Raw genomic sequence first — 16,800 nt, forward strand, 5'->3', positions numbered from 1 at the left:
TATCATCGTGCTGGCCCCGCTTATGCAGACCTCTTGGCAACACCATCAAGGGTCGTTGTCGCGGAGAGTTATCATGATCAGCAGCCTGCTTCCCCTTGCCTCGATCGCCCTCAAGCTGGGCAGTCAACTGCTTGTCAGCAGTAGCAAACCCCAGCCCGTACAGCCTGCCGTACAGGAGGATCGCCTTGCCCCGACTGTCCAGAGCTTGTTCCAGCGACTCGGTATCAAGGATGCCGACAACGAGCAGAACCGCTCGGCCATCAACCACTTTATGGGGGAGCTGATGCAGACTCTGGGGCAGGAGAATGTCGGCCAATCCCTCCCTGCCGCCATCGATAGCACCCGCAACCAGCTGGCGAGCGGCACCCAGAGTACCCGCCTCGATGCGCTGCAAAGTGAACTCGATACCCTAAAGGGCACCCTTGGTGCCAGCGATCTCAACCTCGACCAACTGCTCGGTGCCTTTAAACAGACCTTGCCCAATGGCAAGGGGGAGGGGGTTGGCAAACTGCTTAATGCCAGCGCCTGAACCGCGGTGAGCAATAAAAAACGGCAACCTGAGGTTGCCGTTTTGCTTTCTAGTTCGAATGACAAGCAGGTTGGTTTAACCCGTCCGTTTTGCCAGCCAGGTTTCGGCGGTGGTCAGGGCTGCTTCTACCTGTTCGCGGGCGACGCCGCCTTTGGCGACCCGCTTGGCCAGGGTCGCTTCCAGTTCCAGATTGGGGTAGACGTCGAACTCGATCACCGGGCTGAAGCGCTGGAACTCGCCGATGGAGAGCTCCTCCAGCGGTTTGCCCACGCTGATGGCGAATACCACAGTTTCGCCGACGATATGGTGCGCTTCACGGAATGGAATCCCCTTGGCTACCAGATAGTCCGCCAGCTCGGTAGCGTTGGCATAGCCGCCTTGCGCCGCCGCCATGGTGCGCTCGCCATTCACTTTCAGATCGATCAGCACCAGCGCGGCCATATCGAGGCAGTCGTGCCAGGTATCGAGGGCATCGAACAGCCCCTCTTTGTCTTCCTGCATGTCCTTGTTGTAGGCCAGCGGCAGCGCCTTGAGGCTCATCAGCATGCCCATCTGGGCGCCAACCACCCGGCCGGTCTTGCCACGAATAAGCTCCAGCGCATCCGGGTTCTTCTTCTGTGGCATCAGGGACGAGCCGGAAGTGACCGCATCGGAGAGCTCGACAAAGCCCGCCTCGCCGGTGTTGTAGAAGATGAGATCTTCGGCAAAGCGCGACAGGTGGGTCATGGACAGCGACGCCACGTGCATCAGCTCCACCACGTGATCCCGATCCGACACTGAATCCAGGCTGTTGCGGGTGGCGCCGCTAAAGCCCATGTCGAGCGCCAAGGCTTCGCGGTCGATGGCGTAGGCAGTGCCCGCCAGCGCGCCGCAGCCGAGCGGGCTGGTGTCGAGCCGCTTCAGCGCATCCTGCAGGCGGGAGTAGTCCCGCTCCAGCATCTCCACATAGGCCAGCGCCCAGTGGGCGTAGGTGACCGGCTGGGCCCGTTGCAGGTGGGTGTAACCGGGCAGTACCGCCGCCTGATTGGCGCGAGCGGAGGCGACCAGCCCCTGTTGCAGGGAGGTGATGGAGCCGAGCAGCAGCTCGCCCTGCGCCTTGCACCAGAGTTTCAAGTCGGTGGCGACCTGATCGTTGCGCGAGCGGCCGGTGTGCAGCTTCTTGCCGAGATCGCCGACGGCGGCAATCAGCTGGCTCTCGACCCAGGAGTGGATATCTTCGGCGTCCGAACTCAGGATCTGCTGGGGATCCTGCTGCACAGAGGCGAGCAGCACTTCCATCGCCTGCTGCAGTTTGCCCTGCTCATCGGCGGTCAAGACGCCCACTTTCACCAGCGCTTTGGCCCAGGCCATGGAGCCCTGAATATCCTGCTCCGCCAGCCGGTAATCGAACCGCAGCGAATCGTTGAACTGCTTGAACCGGCTATCGGCTCCCTGACTGAAGCGTCCACCCCAAAGTGCCATACTGCTCTCCTTGAATGCGTTGTCGGCGGCGCCCTGGCCACCGAGCTTGAAATCGTGCCCTGTTTTTCTGCGAGCCTGTTATCTCACAGAAGCGGCCGGGGCGCTGCCGCTCTTGTCACACCCGCCGATGATGGGTCAGGGGTTATGTCCTCTGCCTATAGAAGAGGGGGCCATGCCCCCTCAACGGAATCAACGGGTTATCGCGCTTGCTTAACCGTGGGTATGGTCGCCACCGATGGCCTGATGCTGCTCCTTCATGGCGCGGATCCGGCTGGCCAGGGTGTAGAGACGGATAAAGCCTTCGGCATGGCTCTGGTCATACACTTCGTCGGCGCCGAAGGTGGCGAAGTCTTCGGAGTAGAGGCTGTTCGGCGACTTCTTCTGCACCGCGGTGACCTGCCCCTTGTACATCTTCAGCACCACTTCACCGTCGAGATCTTCGGCGATGGCGTTGGCAGAGGCGAGGATCGCCTTGCACAGCGGGGTGAACCAGCGACCGTCATAGACCAGATGGGAGAACTCGGCACCCAGCTTCTCCCGCCAGGCGCGGGTCGGGCGATCCAGTACCAGCTCTTCCACGGCGCGCAGCGCGGCGACCATCACGGTACCGCCCGGGGTCTCGTAGCATCCGCGGGACTTCATCCCCACCATCCGGTTTTCGGTGATGTCGATGCGGCCCACGCCGTGCTTGCCTGCACGCTCGTTCAGGGTCATCAGGATCTGGTGCGGGCTCAGCGGCTGGTCGTCAACAGCCACCACTTCACCCTGCGCCACGGTCAGCTTGACGTACTCCGGCTGATCCGGTGCCTGTTCGGCCGGTACGGTCCACTGCCAGACCGCTTCGGACGGCTCGTTCCAGGTGCTCTCCAGCTCGCCACCCTCGGTGGAGATGTGCCAGGCGTTGGCGTCGCGGCTGTAGATCTTCTTCAGGGTCGCCTTGCAGGGGATGTTGCGGGTCTCCAGATAGGAGAGCAGATCTTCCCGGGAGCGCATGTCCCAGATCCGCCAGGGGGCGATCACTTTCAGCTGGGGCGCCAGCGCGGCGACCGCGCCTTCGAAACGCACCTGATCGTTACCCTTGCCGGTGCAACCGTGGGAGATGGCATCGGCCCCTTCCGCCAGTGCCGCTTCCACCATCGCCTTGGCGATCACCGGACGGGCCATGGAGGTGCCCAGCAGATAGGTGCCCTCATAGACGGCGCCGGTCTTCAGGGTCGGGTAGACGTACTCTTTGACGAACTCTTCCCGCAGATCCTTGATGATGCACTTGGTGGCGCCGGAGGCGATCGCCTTCTGCTCGATCCCTTCCAGATCGTCGCGCTCCTGACCGACGTCGGCCACAAAGGCGATGATTTCGGCGTCATAGTGCTCTTTCAGCCAGGGAATGATGGCCGAGGTATCCAGTCCACCCGAGTAAGCCAGTACGATCTTGTTGATTCCGCTCATGTTACTTCTCTCCGTGATGATTCGATGATGATTCAATAAAAGGGTCGTGATTCAGGTTGAGTGCCGCGTTACTTGCCGCCGAGAAGGGTCAGCAACACGGCGTTCTGGATATGCATCCGGTTTTCGGCCTCGTCCATGATGAGGGAGGCGGGGCCATCCATCACCTGCGAGGTGATCTCCAGCTCCCGGTGCGCCGGTTGGCAGTGCAGCACGTGCTGGATGCCGGTGCGGTCGAGCAGGGCCTGGTTGATCTGGTAAGGCATAAAGAGGTCTTTGACCTGCTCCATCGGGGTGTTGTCACCCATGGAGACCCAGGTATCTGTGTAGGCCACGTCAAACCCTTCGATATCCGCCACGTCATCGCTGATGTGGATTGTCGCTCCCGACTTGGCCGCCAGAGCCTGCGCCTGCAGGAAGATCTGGGTATCCGGGCCGTGACCTTTCGGGCAGATCAGGGTCACGTCGGTGCCCAGGGTCGCCCCCAGCAGCAGCAGAGAGTGGCTGACGTTGTTGCCATCACCGAGGTAGGCAAGTTTCACCTTCGACAGATCGTCGTAGTGCTCGGCAATGGTCATAAAGTCGGCCAGCCCCTGACAGGGGTGGTAGAGGTTGCACAGGCTGTTCACCACCGGCACTGTGCCGTGCTCCGCCAGCTCGACCAGGGTCTGGTGATCGAACACCCGGGCGACGATGGCATCACACCAGCGCGACAGGTTGGCGGCGAAATCCTTCACCGACTCCCGCTTGCCCAGCGCGCCGTTTTGCTGATCCAGATAGACGCTGTGGCCGCCCAGTCTGGCAATGCCGATGTCGAAAGTGACCCGGGTACGCAGGGAGGGCTTCTCGAACAGGGTGACCACGCTCTTGCCGGCCAGCGCCTGACTGTACTTCTTCGGGTCGGCCTTCACTGCCTTGCCCAGCGCAATCAGCGCTTCAATCTGGGCTTTGTTCAGATCACTGTCTTTCAGAAGATGTTGCATCGGATATTCCTTGTTCCGGTGAGGATTAGAGGGCTACCTGATTGCCATCGGCAATCTTGACCAGAGTGCCGACCGCGCCGCCAGCCAGCAGCTTGAGCAGCTGATCCGGGTAGCGCCAGCTGGCGACACAGACCGGCTTGCCGAGGGTCTCGGCGGCGTGCAGGGCTGCTTCTACCTTGACCGCCATGCCGTCCGTGATCACCCCTTTCTCCATCAAATCCAGCGCGGTCAGCTTGTCGAGTTGGGGCACCAGCTTGCCCTTGCCATCGAGGATGCCGCTCACATCGGAGAGCATCACCAGATCGGCACCGAGCGCCTCGGCAATGGCGGTGGCCGCCTGATCCGCGTTGACGTTCATCAGTTGCCCGTCGGCGGTGATGCCGATGGAGCTCACTACCGGCAGGAAGCCCTGACCGAGGATGCCAGCCACCAGTGCCGGATTGCCCGGCTTGCACTCGCCGACGGCGCCGAGATCCGGGTCGAGCTGGGTCACCTGACACAGGCCGCCATCTGCCAGACAGAGCCCCACCGCCGGAATACCGGTGGCGATCGCCTTGGCCATCATCTGCTTGTTGGCCGTCCCTGCCAGCGCCCCGGCAATAAAGGGGATCTGCTCGAACGGGGTCACCCGCAGACCATTCTTCTTGGTAGAGGTGAGACCCAGCCCCTTGAGCAGGTCATCCACCAGACAGCCACCGCCGTGTACCAGCACCAGCGGACGATGCTGATCGTCGAGAAAGGTTTTGAGGGTGGCGAACAGGGCGGTCAGCGCCTCGTCGTTCTCGATAAGGGCGCCGCCCAGCTTGATTACCAACGTCTGTTTGTCCATGTTCGAGATCCTTCCTAAGTCCTTAAATCAGGCCGGTGGCCGGTTCAAAACCAAATTTGATATTTATGCACTGCATGGCTTGCGAGGCGGCGCCCTTGAGCAGGTTGTCGATGGCCGAGACCACTACCAGCATGTTGCCCTGCTGTTGCCAGGCGATATCGCAGTAAGGGGTGTTTGCCACACCGCGAATAGAGGGCATCTGGCCGGTGAGGCGCACCAGCGGCTTGCCTTCGTAAGCCTTGAGGAAGGCCTGATCCACCTGGGTGGGGGTGACGCCGTCCGCCAGCTGCACATAGATGGTGGCCAGAATGCCGCGCACATAGTTGCCAAGGTGGGGCTGGAACAGCACCTCCTTGCCGAGGTGGTGGCTGATCTCCGGCTGGTGTCTGTGATTGAAGGTGCCGTAGGGATTGAGGCTCACTTCGCAGAAGCTGGTGTTGATGGCCGCCTTGCGCCCGGCGCCGGAAACCCCGGAGACGGCGTTGATGATGGGCTGCCACCCCTTGGCAATCAGACCATCCCGCTGCAGCGGCTTGAGAGCGCACAGCGATGCGGTCGGGTAGCAACCCGGCACCGCAATCAGCTGGGCGGTAGCGATGGCATCGGCATTCCACTCCGCCAGGCCATAGACGGCCTGATCCAGCCACTGCTCGCTGTCGTGGGTGAAGCCGTAGAAGCTGTCGTAAAAGCCCTGATCCTTGACCCGGAAAGCGCCGGAGAGATCGAACACCGGCAGCCCCTTGGCGAGAAACTTGGGTGCGAGCTCGGCGCTCACTTCGTGGGCGGTGGCTAGCAGCACCAGATCGGCCTGGGTCAGGATCCGGGTCATGCCGTCGTCGTCCAGCGGCAGCAGCGGCTGATCGAGGGCTCCGACCCACTGGGGATGCAGGGAAGAGAAGCGCTTGTGGGCATCCTGACTGCCGGCGGAGACATAGAGGCCGAACAGTTTGAGTTGTGGATGGTTCTGTACCAGTGCGGCCAGTTCGGCTCCCGCGTAGCCACTGGCACCGACGATAACGGTGTTAAGCATGTTGAATATTCCAAGTCAGAGTTCGAGATTCACAGCATGACGCTGCAGTGCAAAAGGGTGTTCGAGCGCCCCTTTGCACAAGTGCGGAGGGGCAATTCAGGCGGGTGTGTGTCGTCGGTTATAGATCAGGTGACAGAACATTAACTTTCCCTTACAACTAGAAGCCTTTGTTGATGAGCCAGATATTCAGGTAAAATTACAGAATATTCATGCACTCACTTTGCATTTGTATTTTCTAACAGAAACATTCCGGGGACGCAAGGAGGAGCTGATGGCCAATCTGGATTTTTTTTCACTTTATAAGAATATTATTGCGATTCCCTCTATCAGCAGCACGGATCCCAAGTGGGATCAGAGCAACGAGGCGGTGATCCGGCTGCTGGCTGACTGGTTCGGTCAGCTCGGTTTTCAGTGCGAGGTGACGGCGCTCCCCGACCTGCCGGGCAAGTTCAATCTGGTGGCGACGATCGGTCAGGGGGAGGGCGGTCTGCTGCTGGCGGGTCATACCGATACGGTACCGTTCGATGAGGGGGGATGGAGCAAGGATCCCTTCAAGGTGACCGAAGAGGGCAATCGCCTCTATGGCCTCGGCACCATCGATATGAAGGGCTTCTTCGCCTTTATCGTCGAGGCGCTCAAAGAGATCGACCTCACCAAGCTGACCAAGCCGCTGCGCATTCTCGCCACTGCCGACGAAGAGACCACCATGGCGGGGGCCCGCGCCATCGCCGCGGCGGCCGAATTGAAACCCGACTACGCCGTGATTGGCGAGCCGACCGGACTGGTGCCGGTGGTGGCCCACAAGGGGCATATGTCGGAGGCGATCCGCATTACCGGCAAGAGCGGTCACAGCTCGGATCCCGCCAACGGCGTCAACGCCATGGAGATCATGCACAAGGCGATGGGGCAGGTGCTGCGCTTGCAGCAGGATCTGAAAGATCGCTACGCCGACCACCGCTTTGCCGTGCCGCAGCCGACCCTTAACCTGGGTTACATCCAGGGCGGCGACAGCCCGAACCGCATCTGCGGCTGCTGCGAGCTACATATCGACCTGCGACCCACTCCGCAGGTGGGGCCGGATGAGCTGATGGGGATGCTCAAAGAGGCGCTCTCTCCCATCGAGATCCACCAGCCGGGCTGCCTGCATCTGCAACATCTGCACGAGCCTATTCCCGCCTACGCCTGTGCCGACGACTCTGTGCTGGTTCGCGAAGCTGAGAAGGCGAGCGGCCGCGCCGCCGAGTCGGTCAACTACTGCACCGAGGCTCCGTTTATCCAGCAGCTTGGCTGCGAGACCATAGTGATGGGCCCCGGTCATATCACCCAGGCGCACCAGCCGGATGAGTATCTCGACCTCTCCTTCGTCAAGCCGACCACCTCGGTGTTGCAGCACCTGATCAGACGTTTTTGCCTGTAGCGGCGGCGGTGAAAGGGGCGTAAAAACTGTAAGTAAGTTACATAACAAGCCGGTTGTGGAGTGGTGATGGAAATACATGTTCTGAATCGGCCTGTTATTTGACCTTGCGCAGACAATCTGGGTAGATTGTCACCCTAAGATGACGGAGCATATGTTGTAATCGCACAACAATAAGTGAGGTCGTCTAGCACCCCGGATGGGTGTCAGGCACCAACAAGATAAGGATGTGGAATGAACGAAAAGTACGCCGCACTACGCGCCAACGTAGGTATGCTGGGTCAGCTGCTGGGTAAATCCATCAAGGATCATCAGGGTCAGGCCTTTCTCGACAAGATCGAAACCATTCGCCAATTGGCCAAGTCCTCCCGCAAGGGCAATGAATCAGACCGGGAACGTCTGCTCGATACCCTGCGCACCCTGAGCGATGATGAACTGCTGCCGGTGGCCCGCGCCTTCAGCCAGTTCCTCAATCTGGCCAACGTGGCGGAACAGTTCCACACCATCTCCCGTCGCTGCGAAGAGCAGGTCTGCACCCCGGATCCGCTGGAGCAGATGTTCGACAAACTGAAAGCCTCCAACCTGTCGCAAGAGGCCATCACTCAGGCCGTGCGCGAGCTGGATATCGATCTGGTTCTGACCGCTCACCCCACCGAGGTGACCCGTCGCACCCTGATCCACAAGCACGTACAGCTCAACGACTGCCTCGAGGCGCTGGAGCTTTCCGACCTGCTGCCCCGTGAGCGGGACAAGATCCTCAATCGCATCGAACAGCTCATCAATCAGGCGTGGCACACCAACGAGATCCGCGAACAGCGCCCGACTCCGGTCGACGAGGCCAAGTGGGGCTTCGCTGTGGTGGAGAACAGCCTGTGGCCTGCCATCCCAGAATTCATGCGCAATCTGGACGAGCGTCTGCAACACCATCTGGGTGTGCGGCTGCCGCTGGATGCCGCGCCGGTCAAGTTCACCTCCTGGATGGGCGGTGACCGCGACGGCAACCCCTTCGTTACCGCCAAGGTGACTGCCGAAGTGCTGGAGCTGGGCCGCTGGATGGCGGTGAGCCTGTTCTACAAAGACATCAAGGAGCTCACCTCCGAGCTCTCCATGTCCGACTGTACCGACGCCGTGCGCGCTCGCGTTGGCGATCACCCCGAGCCCTACCGTGCACTGGTGCGTGAGCTGCGTGAAGCGCTGCGCGAAACCAAGGAGCACCTCACCGCCAAGGTGCAGGGCCAGGTGAGCGAGAGCCAGGATCTGGTCAAGACCACCGCCCAGCTGCGCGAGCCGCTGGAGCTCTGCTACCACTCATTGCACGCCTGTGGCATGGGCAACATCGCCGATGGCATGCTGCTGGACGTGCTGCGCAAGGTCGCCTGTTTCGGCATCCATCTGGTCAAGCTGGATATCCGTCAGGATGGTGAGCGTCACGGGCTGGTCTTCTCCGAGCTGACCCGCTATCTGGGTCTGGGTGACTACGCCGAGTGGAGCGAAGATGACAAGCAGGCCTTCCTGCTCAACGAACTGAACTCCCGCCGCCCGCTCATTCCCCACGACTGGGAGCCGAGCGCCGAGGTGCGCGAGACGCTGGATACCTGTCAGGTCATCGCCGAGCACGACCCCGATGCGTTTGGCATCTACATCATCTCCATGGCCGGTGCGCCGTCCGATGTGCTGTCGGTGCAACTGCTGCTCAAAGAGGCGGGCTGCAAGTTCCGCATGCCGGTCGCCCCGCTGTTTGAAACCCAGGATGACCTGATGGCAGGTACCGCCGTGATGGAGCGCCTGCTCTCGGTGGACTGGTATCGTGGCTACATTCAGGGCCGTCAGTACGTGATGATCGGTTACTCCGACTCTGCCAAGGATGCGGGCATGATGGCCGCTGGCTGGGCCCAGTACGCCGCCATGGAATCCCTGGTGGGGCTGGCCGAAGCCAACAACATCCGACTCACCCTGTTCCATGGCCGTGGCGGTACCGTTGGTCGTGGCGGTGCGCCTGCCCATCAGGCCATCCTCTCCCAGCCGCCGGGATCCCTGCGCGGCGGTCTGCGTACCACCGAACAGGGGGAGATGATCCGCTTCAAGTTCGGCCTGCCGAAAGTGGCGATCAAGAGTCTGGAGCTCTACACCAGCGCCGTGCTGGAAGGGAACCTGCTGCCGCCGCCCAAGCCGAAAGAGTGCTGGCGCGAGGTGATGGAACAGCTGGCCGCCGACTCCTGCGAGCACTACCGCAGTATCGTGCGCGGTCATCCGGACTTCGTCCCTTACTTCCGTGCCGCCACCCCGGAGATGGAGCTCGGCAAGCTGCCGCTCGGCTCCCGTCCCTCCAAGCGCAAGCCCAACGGCGGCGTCGAGAGCCTGCGCGCCATTCCGTGGATCTTCGCCTGGACCCAGAACCGCCTGATGCTGCCGGCTTGGCTCGGTGCCCACAAGGCGCTGCAACAGGCGATCGACGGCGGCAAGCTGGCGGTGCTGGAAGAGATGAGCGCCCAGTGGCCCTTCTTCCGCACTCGCCTTGAGATGCTGGAGATGGTGTTCCTGAAAGCGGACGTCTGGCTCGCCGAGTACTACGACACCCGTCTGGTGCCGCAGGAGCTGTGGGGCCTTGGCAAACAGCTGCGTCAGGAGCTCGCCGAGTCCATCGAGGTGGTGCTGAAACTGAGCCCGCGCGGGGATCTGCTGGAGGATCAGCCCTGGATCAAGGAGTCCATCAAGCTGCGCAACCCCTACACAGACCCGCTCAACGTGCTGCAAGCCGAGCTGCTCAACCGCTCCCGCAACCACCCGGAGACCCTGCACCCCGAGCTGGACAAGGCGCTGATGGTCACCATCGCCGGTATTGCCGCAGGTATGCGCAACACCGGTTGATCGCCAGCCCAAGCCAGCAGGCTTCAGCGATATCCATCCAGCCAAAGGGCGCCGACAAGGCGCCCTTTTCAAAATTTGTTGATTGCAGCATCATTTCAGCCTTTATGGGGGGAATCTATTCATGCGCCAACTCTATTTACTTTTCCTGCTCGTTTCTTCCGCATCATGGGCTAATACAACGGATATCAACACGGTCTGTGATGGCTTGATTACTAAAGCTCAAGACTATTCCACTATGTCTCCCGCCATCCTAAAAGAGCTCAGAGAATCAACGTTCGATGCTACCTTGGATGATTTCCGTCAGGAGTATGGTTCAACAGTTGATGACTCGATTTCTCAATTGGTTGCGTCCACTCATCTCACACATGAGCGGGCTGAGTTCAATGTTTTGCGCCAGCTCCGGATTTTCCGGAGTCTATTGATCAATATGGGCTTGAAACTAAATGGCGTTACAGACCCCAAACTATGGGGCAAGTTTCGTAAGGAGTGTATTGAACTGAATGGGCAATGGCCTGCCATGTGACTAATCGCTCCTCACTAGTTTGTTAAAAGTATTGGCTTGCTCTAACTCTTGCCGAACATCAACGTTCGAGCGTGACTTGCATCACCCAAGTGTAAGGAGCAGACTGTTTGGCCTTGTTTTTATGCGATTCGATTCAAGGCAACCATCATGACTCCTGCCATCAACCTGCTGAAGAAGCTCAAAATTCCCCACAAGCTCTACCCCTACGAATGCGAAGCCCACGACGATTTCGGCAAGCATGCCGCGACCCAGCTCGGGCTGCCGGAGGCGCAGGTTTTCAAGACCCTGGTCGCCCATCACGACAAGCAGGCGGTGGTGGCTATCGTTCCCTCATCCGGCATGTGCAGTCTGAAACAGCTTGCCAAGGCGACCGGCCTCAAGAAGGTGGAGATGATGAAACCGGCGGAAGCGGAGAAGCTGACCGGCTACAAGGTGGGCGGCATCAGCCCGCTGGGCCAGAAGAAATTGTTGCCCACTGTGCTCGACGAATCGGCGCTGCAGTTTGACGAGATCCTGGTGAGCGGCGGCAAGCGCGGCCTCTCGGTCGGCGTGGCGCCGCAGGATATGCTGACGCTGATGAAGTGGATCGCCGCTCCCATCGGCGAAGAGTAGTGCCGGGCACGGTGTGAACCTGCCCTCCGGGCCTGTGGTGGCCCGGATGTATCCTTGTTGGCTCACTCCTGGCTGATATAGTGGAGATGGAATAATTGCCGCCAAGGATATGGCCCATGCGCGCATCTGCCCGCTTCCTGCTCTTCATCTCGTTGCTGCTGCCCGCCACCGGCAGTGCGACCCCAGCCTTTACGCTGCGTACCTGCTTTGAAAACAGTGATTCCTACCCCTGGCTGCTGCAATCTGGGGAGGGGGTTGTGCAATATCACCTCAAGGCGGTTGCTACCGCTCTTGATGCCGAGATCGTGCTGACGCCGCTACCGTGGAAGCGCTGCCTCTCTCGGGTGAGCAGTGGCCAGATGGATGCGGCCATCAAGATGAGCTATAGCGTCGAGCGGGCGACCACAGTGGGGGTCTATCCCATGCGTGAGGGCAAACCCGACCCTGCCAAGCGGCTGCTGACCGAGAGTTACAGTCTCTACCAGCTCAAGGGGGGTAAGAGCAAGTGGGATGGCACCACCCTCAGGGTCAATGGCGTGGTGGCGGCCCAGTCCGGATTTTCCATCGTCGACTTGTTGCAGGCTGCGGGAGCCGAGGTGGATGACTCCAGCCGTGACCCGCTGATCATTTTGAAAAAGCTGGTGATGGATCGGGCGCAGGCGACCGCCATCCAGACCGAGGTGGCTGACAGTATTCTGGCGGCCCATCCCGCGTTGCAGACTCGCATCGAGCGGCTGTCGCCGGTGCTGGTGGAGAAGCCCTACTATCTGGTCTTCTCTCACCGCTTCTATCAGGCCCATCCCCGACAAAGCCGGCAGGTGTGGGATGCTATCGAGCAGGTGCGCGACTCTGCTGCCTATCAACGTTATGCCACCTCGCTCAGAAGCACACCTCCGGTGGGGGAGTAGGCAGATGAATGCGACTGGCCGAAAAGGGGAGGAGAGCGTGGGGTGGTGGCAGGGCCGAGCGCCCACGCTCAGGGCTACACTGAAAGTACCCCTTCAGCCAAGGCGCGGTTTATGTCACCCCTGCATCTGCTGACCACCGCTCTGCTCTGCATGTTGTCGCTGACCGGACAGGCGGCCACCCGGTTTACCTATATCAGCCCGGAGAGCGAGCGGGATCCGCGCACCACTTATGATCGGGAGCTGCTGCGGCTCGCCCTCGACAAGACCCGCGACCGGTTTGGCGACTATCTGCTGGAGCCTGCACCGCCCATGACCAAGGCGCGTGAGCGGCTCAGCATGCAGCTCGACAGCTACCCCAACCTCTTTGTGATGGACAGCTACAGCAGCACCCGCGAGGATCTGGGGCTCGCCTATGTCCGTTTTCCCATCCATCTGGGCATCGTCAGCTACCGCATCTGTTTTGTCAGCCCGCAGCAAAAGGCGGCGGTGAGCAAAGTGACCGACCTCAAGGGGCTGCGGCAGTTCACCTTCGGTCAGGGCAAGGGGTGGCTGGATGTGGATATCCTGCGCTACGCCGGGATGGAGGTGGTGGAAGTGGAGGGGTACGAGAAACTGTTCAAAATGGTGGCGCGGGGCCGCTTCGATCTCTTCTGCCGCGGGGTGAGCGAGCTGCGCAGCGAGCAGCTGACCCACAAGGAGATGACGGATCTGCTGGTGGATGACGCACTGTTGATCTACTACCCGCTGCCCCGGGTTTTCTACACCAATTCCAACAATCGCGAGGCGCTCAAGCGGGTCGAGCGGGGGTTGCAGCTGGCGTGGCAGGATGGTTCGCTACAGGCGCTGTGGCGCAAGAGCTTTGGCCCGGCCATCGCCTTTGCCAAGCTCTCCCAGCGCCGACTGTTGTGGCTGGATAATCCTTTCCTCGACGGGATCAGCTTCGATTACCGCCCCTACTTCTACAATCCGCAGACCGATCGCTTCGGCGATTACTGAGGTGCCTGCCGCTGGCGGCAGAGGGCCAGCCAGGCCTCGGCTGTGCGCGACAGATAGCGCTCGCTCGGCCAGATCACCCCGAGTCGCCAGCTCAATTCGGGCTCCAGCAGTCGCAGCACCAGACCATCCGGGGTCAGCCGGTTGCAGACCGGCTCCGGCAAGAAGGCGACCCCCATGCCGCTGCGTACCATGGCGGTGAGAAAATCCCACTGGCTGCTGCGCGCCGCCACCTGCGGCACAAAGCCCGCCTCCTGACACGCCTGCTCCAGCCGCTCGCTCAGGGTAAATGCCTGGGTATAGAGCAGGAAGGGCTCCTCCTGCAGGGACTCCAGCCGCAGCGGTGCCTCGCCATGCCAGCGCGGTTGATCAGGCAGCACCACCCGGATCGGGTATTGATCCAACTCCAGCGCGCTGAGGGCGCCCCCCTCTTTGGTCGGCAGCATGGTGATGGCGAGATCCAGCTCCCCCTCCAGCACCGCCTGTTCGATGCGGCGACCGCCGTACTCCACCAGGGTCAGCTCCACTTTGGGATAGCGGGTGCGGTAGGCGCGGATCAGGTCCGCATAGACGTGACCCACCATGGGGGGAATGCCGAGGGTGAGGCGACCATGTTGCAGGCTCTGCAGATCCGCCAGTTCGGCCTCCAGCTGCTGCATCTCCGCCAAGATGGTCTGGGCTCGGTTGAACAGCACCTGGCCGCTGTCGGTCAGGGTGAAGCGGCGCCCTTCCCGGTTGAGCAGGGGTTGGCCCAGCTCCTCTTCGATATTGCGGATCATCTTGCTGATGGTGGGCTGGGTGACGAACAGCTTTTCAGAGGCGCGGGTGAAGCTTTTTTCCCGCACCAGTTCGACAAAATAGCGCAGGGCGCGAATATCCATGGACTCTCTCGACTCGTGTTGGCGGGTACGGGATGAAGTATGCCTATGCGGCATGAATTTGATAATTTTAATTCATTTCTGGCAGGTTTTGCTCAACTCTATACTGTGAGCCGGTTCACAGAAAGACGATGATCATGAAAGCCCTCTGTTTGCGCTGGTTACAGACTCCCTTCCAGATTGTGTTGCTGGCAGCCATCTGGCTGCTGGCCGATACCGCGGTTCGTACCCTCCATCTGCCGCTGCCCGCCAACCTCACCGGCATGCTGTTGCTGCTGGCCTGTATCCTGCTCGGGGTGGTCAAGGCGCAGTGGTTTGAGGCGGGGGCTCGCTGGCTGCTGGCCGAGATGCTGCTCTTCTTCGTGCCCGCCGTGGTGGCGGTGGTCAACTATCAGGATCTGCTGCTGCAGGAGGGGTGGCGCATCATGGTGGTGCTGCTGGTGAGCACCACGCTGGTGCTCGGCACTACCGCGCTGGTTGTGGACAGGGTCTACCGCCTCGAACTGAAACTGGCCCGCCGGAGTCGCCGTCATGTCTGATACCCTGCTCGGGCTGATCTGTTTCGCCCTTACCCTGCTCTTCTACTACGCCAGCAAATGGCTCTACGGCAAAAAACGGATCCTGCCGCTGATGCCGCTGCTGCTGGCGCCGACCCTGCTGGTGGCCGTGGTGCTGCTGTTCCACATCCCCTATCAGGATTACATGGCGGAATCCCACTGGCTGCTCTGGCTGCTGGGCCCAGCCACCGTCGCCTTCGCGGTGCCGGTCTACGAGAACCGCCAGCTCATTCGTCGCCACTGGTTGTCGCTGTCGGTGGGGGTGGTCGCCTCGGTCATCATGGCGGTGGGGAGTACCGTGCTGCTGGCCCGCTGGCTGGATCTCTCCGACATGTTGCAACGCAGTCTGGCGATGCGCTCCATCACCACGCCGTTTGCGGTGGAGGCGACCCGCGCCATCGGCGGTCAGAGCGATCTCACCGCGCTGTTTGTGGTGCTGACCGGCGTCATCGGCATGGCGGTGGGGGAGAGCGTGCTCACCGTGCTGGCCATTCGCAGTCGTCTCGGCAAGGGGGCGGGGTTTGGTGCCTCGGCCCACGGCGCCGGTACTGCCAGGGCTTATCAGATGGGAAATGAAGAGGGAGTGGTCTCCAGCATGGTGATGATGATCGCCGGTATGGTGACCGTGCTGCTGGCGCCCCTGCTGGGCCAGCTGTTCTGGTAGGCCGGGCTTCCCTTTAGAAGGCGGCTCGTCCCGGCGCTACACTCTAGTGAGCCTGTATTTCCGGGATGAGCAGTATGACCTTTCATCGTCTCGCTTCCTGCTTGCTGCTGTGCAGTCTTTCCCTCCTTGCCAGTCCCCTACGGGCGAGTGACGTCATCACTCATATCAGCCCCGAAAGCGATCGGGACTTGCGTACCCTCTATTTTCGCGATCTGTTGCAGCTGGCGCTGGAGAAGACCCGCGACAGCTTCGGTGACTACGAGCTGCGAACCGCGCCGCCGATGAACCGTATCCGGATGCGACAGATTGTGCAGACTCAGCAATACCCCAATCTGTTTGTGGCTGACAGTCTGCGCCCGGCCGCAGAGAGCGAAGCGCTGGATTACGTCCGCTTTCCGGTGGAGCTGGGCATCCTCGGTTATCGCATCTGCTTTGTCAGCCCGCAGCAGGCCGACGCAGTGGCAAGGGTCAATACCCTGACCGACCTGCAGCAATTTCTGCACGGGCAGGGGCGTGGCTGGCAGGATGCGGAGATCCTGCGTCATGGGGGTTTCAAGGTGCAGGAGATCGACGGTTACGAGCGGCTGTTCAAGCTGGTGGCCCGTGGCCGCATCGATCTCTTCTGCCGCGGTGCCAACGAGCTCTTTATCGAGCAGGAGCAGCACAGTGATCTGCCCGGCCTCACCGTGGATCGGCGAGTGGCGCTGCACTATCCCTTCCTCCACCTCTTCTACACCCACAAGGATAATCAGGCCGCCATCCGCCGCCTCTCGGTCGGCCTCAAGCTGGCGTGGCGGGATGGCTCGCTGCAACAGCTCTGGCTGCGCCACTTCAAACCTTCCCTCGAGCAGGCGCAGCTCCACAGGCGCCTGTTGTTCGAGTTGGCCAATCCGCGCCTTGATAAGGTGGACTTTGACTATCGGGCGTACCACTACAACCCCGTCGACGGGACGTTCGGGCCCGGGCTGCCTTGATCCTGATGGTGCTGTTAGCGGATAAAGGGCCGTCTCTGCTGATGTGCTAAATCATGCCAAAAAGGCATGTTTTTTATTATTTAAATTCATTTTTTGAAGGTTGGTGCGCTGCATATACTGGGGGTCGCTTCACG

General features: G+C 60.9%; 16 protein-coding genes. 10 read left to right on the forward strand and 6 right to left on the reverse strand.

Going from position 1 to position 16,800, the window contains the following annotated elements:
• Positions 1-73: 73 nt before the first annotated feature.
• Positions 74-529 carry a hypothetical protein gene (locus tag AB5Y84_RS00700; RefSeq protein ID WP_368176172.1) on the forward strand — a complete coding sequence of 152 codons (456 nt, stop codon included), beginning with the start codon at positions 74-76 and terminating at the stop codon, positions 527-529.
• Positions 530-604: 75 nt separating this feature from the next.
• Here AB5Y84_RS00700 and argH read toward each other — a convergent pair whose 3' ends face one another.
• The 5 genes from argH to argC form a co-directional block, all read right to left on the reverse strand.
• Entirely contained in the window at positions 605-1,990 is a 1,386-nt protein-coding gene (argH, locus tag AB5Y84_RS00705) for an argininosuccinate lyase (RefSeq protein ID WP_368176173.1), read from the reverse strand.
• Positions 1,991-2,200: 210 nt separating this feature from the next.
• Positions 2,201-3,436 carry an argininosuccinate synthase gene (locus AB5Y84_RS00710; protein WP_033115910.1) on the reverse strand — a complete coding sequence of 412 codons (1,236 nt, stop codon included), beginning with the start codon at positions 3,434-3,436 and terminating at the stop codon, positions 2,201-2,203.
• 68 nt (positions 3,437-3,504) lie between these two features.
• A complete protein-coding gene (locus tag AB5Y84_RS00715) occupies positions 3,505-4,416 on the reverse strand; it encodes an ornithine carbamoyltransferase (protein ID WP_368176174.1) in 912 nt (303 codons plus the stop codon).
• Between the two features lie 25 nt (positions 4,417-4,441).
• Positions 4,442-5,245, reverse strand: coding sequence for an acetylglutamate kinase (argB, locus tag AB5Y84_RS00720; RefSeq protein ID WP_101530026.1), 804 nt, complete (start codon positions 5,243-5,245; stop codon positions 4,442-4,444).
• 22 nt (positions 5,246-5,267) lie between these two features.
• A complete protein-coding gene (gene argC / locus AB5Y84_RS00725) occupies positions 5,268-6,275 on the reverse strand; it encodes an N-acetyl-gamma-glutamyl-phosphate reductase (protein ID WP_368176175.1) in 1,008 nt (335 codons plus the stop codon).
• 271 nt (positions 6,276-6,546) lie between these two features.
• On the opposite strand from argC, the gene argE reads away from it, so the two are divergent.
• The 6 genes from argE to AB5Y84_RS00755 all read left to right on the forward strand — a co-directional run bounded on the left by argE (position 6,547) and on the right by AB5Y84_RS00755 (position 13,596).
• Complete coding sequence (gene argE, locus AB5Y84_RS00730; protein WP_005341595.1) at positions 6,547-7,692, forward strand: acetylornithine deacetylase; 1,146 nt, start codon at positions 6,547-6,549, stop codon at positions 7,690-7,692.
• Between the two features lie 231 nt (positions 7,693-7,923).
• Complete coding sequence (gene ppc, locus AB5Y84_RS00735; protein WP_129503178.1) at positions 7,924-10,557, forward strand: phosphoenolpyruvate carboxylase; 2,634 nt, start codon at positions 7,924-7,926, stop codon at positions 10,555-10,557.
• A gap of 121 nt (positions 10,558-10,678) precedes the next feature.
• Entirely contained in the window at positions 10,679-11,080 is a 402-nt protein-coding gene (locus AB5Y84_RS00740) for a hypothetical protein (protein ID WP_021231250.1), read from the forward strand.
• 147 nt (positions 11,081-11,227) lie between these two features.
• The gene (ybaK, locus tag AB5Y84_RS00745) at positions 11,228-11,692 is read left to right on the forward strand and encodes a Cys-tRNA(Pro) deacylase (protein ID WP_021231249.1); all 465 of its coding nucleotides are present in this window, start codon (positions 11,228-11,230) and stop codon (positions 11,690-11,692) included.
• A gap of 116 nt (positions 11,693-11,808) precedes the next feature.
• Entirely contained in the window at positions 11,809-12,600 is a 792-nt protein-coding gene (locus AB5Y84_RS00750; RefSeq protein ID WP_368176176.1) for a substrate-binding periplasmic protein, read from the forward strand.
• Positions 12,601-12,711: 111 nt separating this feature from the next.
• Entirely contained in the window at positions 12,712-13,596 is an 885-nt protein-coding gene (locus AB5Y84_RS00755) for a transporter substrate-binding domain-containing protein (RefSeq protein ID WP_368176177.1), read from the forward strand.
• On the opposite strand, the gene AB5Y84_RS00760 is transcribed toward AB5Y84_RS00755, so the two are convergent.
• Positions 13,590-14,474: a LysR family transcriptional regulator gene (locus AB5Y84_RS00760; RefSeq protein WP_139411631.1), complete on the reverse strand. Its 885-nt coding sequence runs from the start codon at positions 14,472-14,474 to the stop codon at positions 13,590-13,592. The genes AB5Y84_RS00755 and AB5Y84_RS00760 overlap by 7 nt on opposite strands.
• Positions 14,475-14,608: 134 nt before the next feature.
• On the opposite strand from AB5Y84_RS00760, the gene AB5Y84_RS00765 reads away from it, so the two are divergent.
• The 3 genes from AB5Y84_RS00765 to AB5Y84_RS00775 all read left to right on the forward strand — a co-directional run bounded on the left by AB5Y84_RS00765 (position 14,609) and on the right by AB5Y84_RS00775 (position 16,666).
• Positions 14,609-15,010 (forward strand): CidA/LrgA family protein, encoded by a 402-nt coding sequence (locus AB5Y84_RS00765; RefSeq protein WP_088868378.1) that lies wholly within the window; start codon positions 14,609-14,611, stop codon positions 15,008-15,010.
• Positions 15,003-15,692, forward strand: a complete 690-nt coding sequence (locus tag AB5Y84_RS00770) for an LrgB family protein (protein WP_042081343.1) — start codon at positions 15,003-15,005, stop codon at positions 15,690-15,692. Before AB5Y84_RS00765 ends, AB5Y84_RS00770 begins: the two co-directional genes overlap by 8 nt.
• Positions 15,693-15,766: 74 nt before the next feature.
• Positions 15,767-16,666: a hypothetical protein gene (locus AB5Y84_RS00775; RefSeq protein ID WP_368176178.1), complete on the forward strand. Its 900-nt coding sequence runs from the start codon at positions 15,767-15,769 to the stop codon at positions 16,664-16,666.
• Positions 16,667-16,800: the final 134 nt, after the last annotated feature.

It is taken from the genome of Aeromonas sp. s11, from assembly GCF_040907945.1.
Classification (GTDB): domain Bacteria; phylum Pseudomonadota; class Gammaproteobacteria; order Enterobacterales; family Aeromonadaceae; genus Aeromonas; species Aeromonas veronii.

Excerpts from the sequence above, each read along its gene's own strand:
- ybaK (WP_021231249.1), top strand. The coding sequence starts at position 11,228 with ATGACTCCTGCCATCAACCTGCTGAAGAAGCTCAAAATTCCCCACAAG.
- AB5Y84_RS00750 (WP_368176176.1), top strand. The coding sequence starts at position 11,809 with ATGCGCGCATCTGCCCGCTTCCTGCTCTTCATCTCGTTGCTGCTGCCC.
- AB5Y84_RS00760 (WP_139411631.1), bottom strand. The coding sequence starts at position 14,474 with ATGGATATTCGCGCCCTGCGCTATTTTGTCGAACTGGTGCGGGAAAAA.
- ppc (WP_129503178.1), top strand. The coding sequence starts at position 7,924 with ATGAACGAAAAGTACGCCGCACTACGCGCCAACGTAGGTATGCTGGGT.
- argE (WP_005341595.1), top strand. The coding sequence starts at position 6,547 with ATGGCCAATCTGGATTTTTTTTCACTTTATAAGAATATTATTGCGATT.
- AB5Y84_RS00700 (WP_368176172.1), top strand. The coding sequence starts at position 74 with ATGATCAGCAGCCTGCTTCCCCTTGCCTCGATCGCCCTCAAGCTGGGC.
- AB5Y84_RS00765 (WP_088868378.1), top strand. The coding sequence starts at position 14,609 with ATGAAAGCCCTCTGTTTGCGCTGGTTACAGACTCCCTTCCAGATTGTG.
- argH (WP_368176173.1), bottom strand. The coding sequence starts at position 1,990 with ATGGCACTTTGGGGTGGACGCTTCAGTCAGGGAGCCGATAGCCGGTTC.
- AB5Y84_RS00740 (WP_021231250.1), top strand. The coding sequence starts at position 10,679 with ATGCGCCAACTCTATTTACTTTTCCTGCTCGTTTCTTCCGCATCATGG.
- argC (WP_368176175.1), bottom strand. The coding sequence starts at position 6,275 with ATGCTTAACACCGTTATCGTCGGTGCCAGTGGCTACGCGGGAGCCGAA.
- argB (WP_101530026.1), bottom strand. The coding sequence starts at position 5,245 with ATGGACAAACAGACGTTGGTAATCAAGCTGGGCGGCGCCCTTATCGAG.
- AB5Y84_RS00715 (WP_368176174.1), bottom strand. The coding sequence starts at position 4,416 with ATGCAACATCTTCTGAAAGACAGTGATCTGAACAAAGCCCAGATTGAA.
- AB5Y84_RS00770 (WP_042081343.1), top strand. The coding sequence starts at position 15,003 with ATGTCTGATACCCTGCTCGGGCTGATCTGTTTCGCCCTTACCCTGCTC.
- AB5Y84_RS00710 (WP_033115910.1), bottom strand. The coding sequence starts at position 3,436 with ATGAGCGGAATCAACAAGATCGTACTGGCTTACTCGGGTGGACTGGAT.
- AB5Y84_RS00775 (WP_368176178.1), top strand. The coding sequence starts at position 15,767 with ATGACCTTTCATCGTCTCGCTTCCTGCTTGCTGCTGTGCAGTCTTTCC.
- AB5Y84_RS00755 (WP_368176177.1), top strand. The coding sequence starts at position 12,712 with ATGTCACCCCTGCATCTGCTGACCACCGCTCTGCTCTGCATGTTGTCG.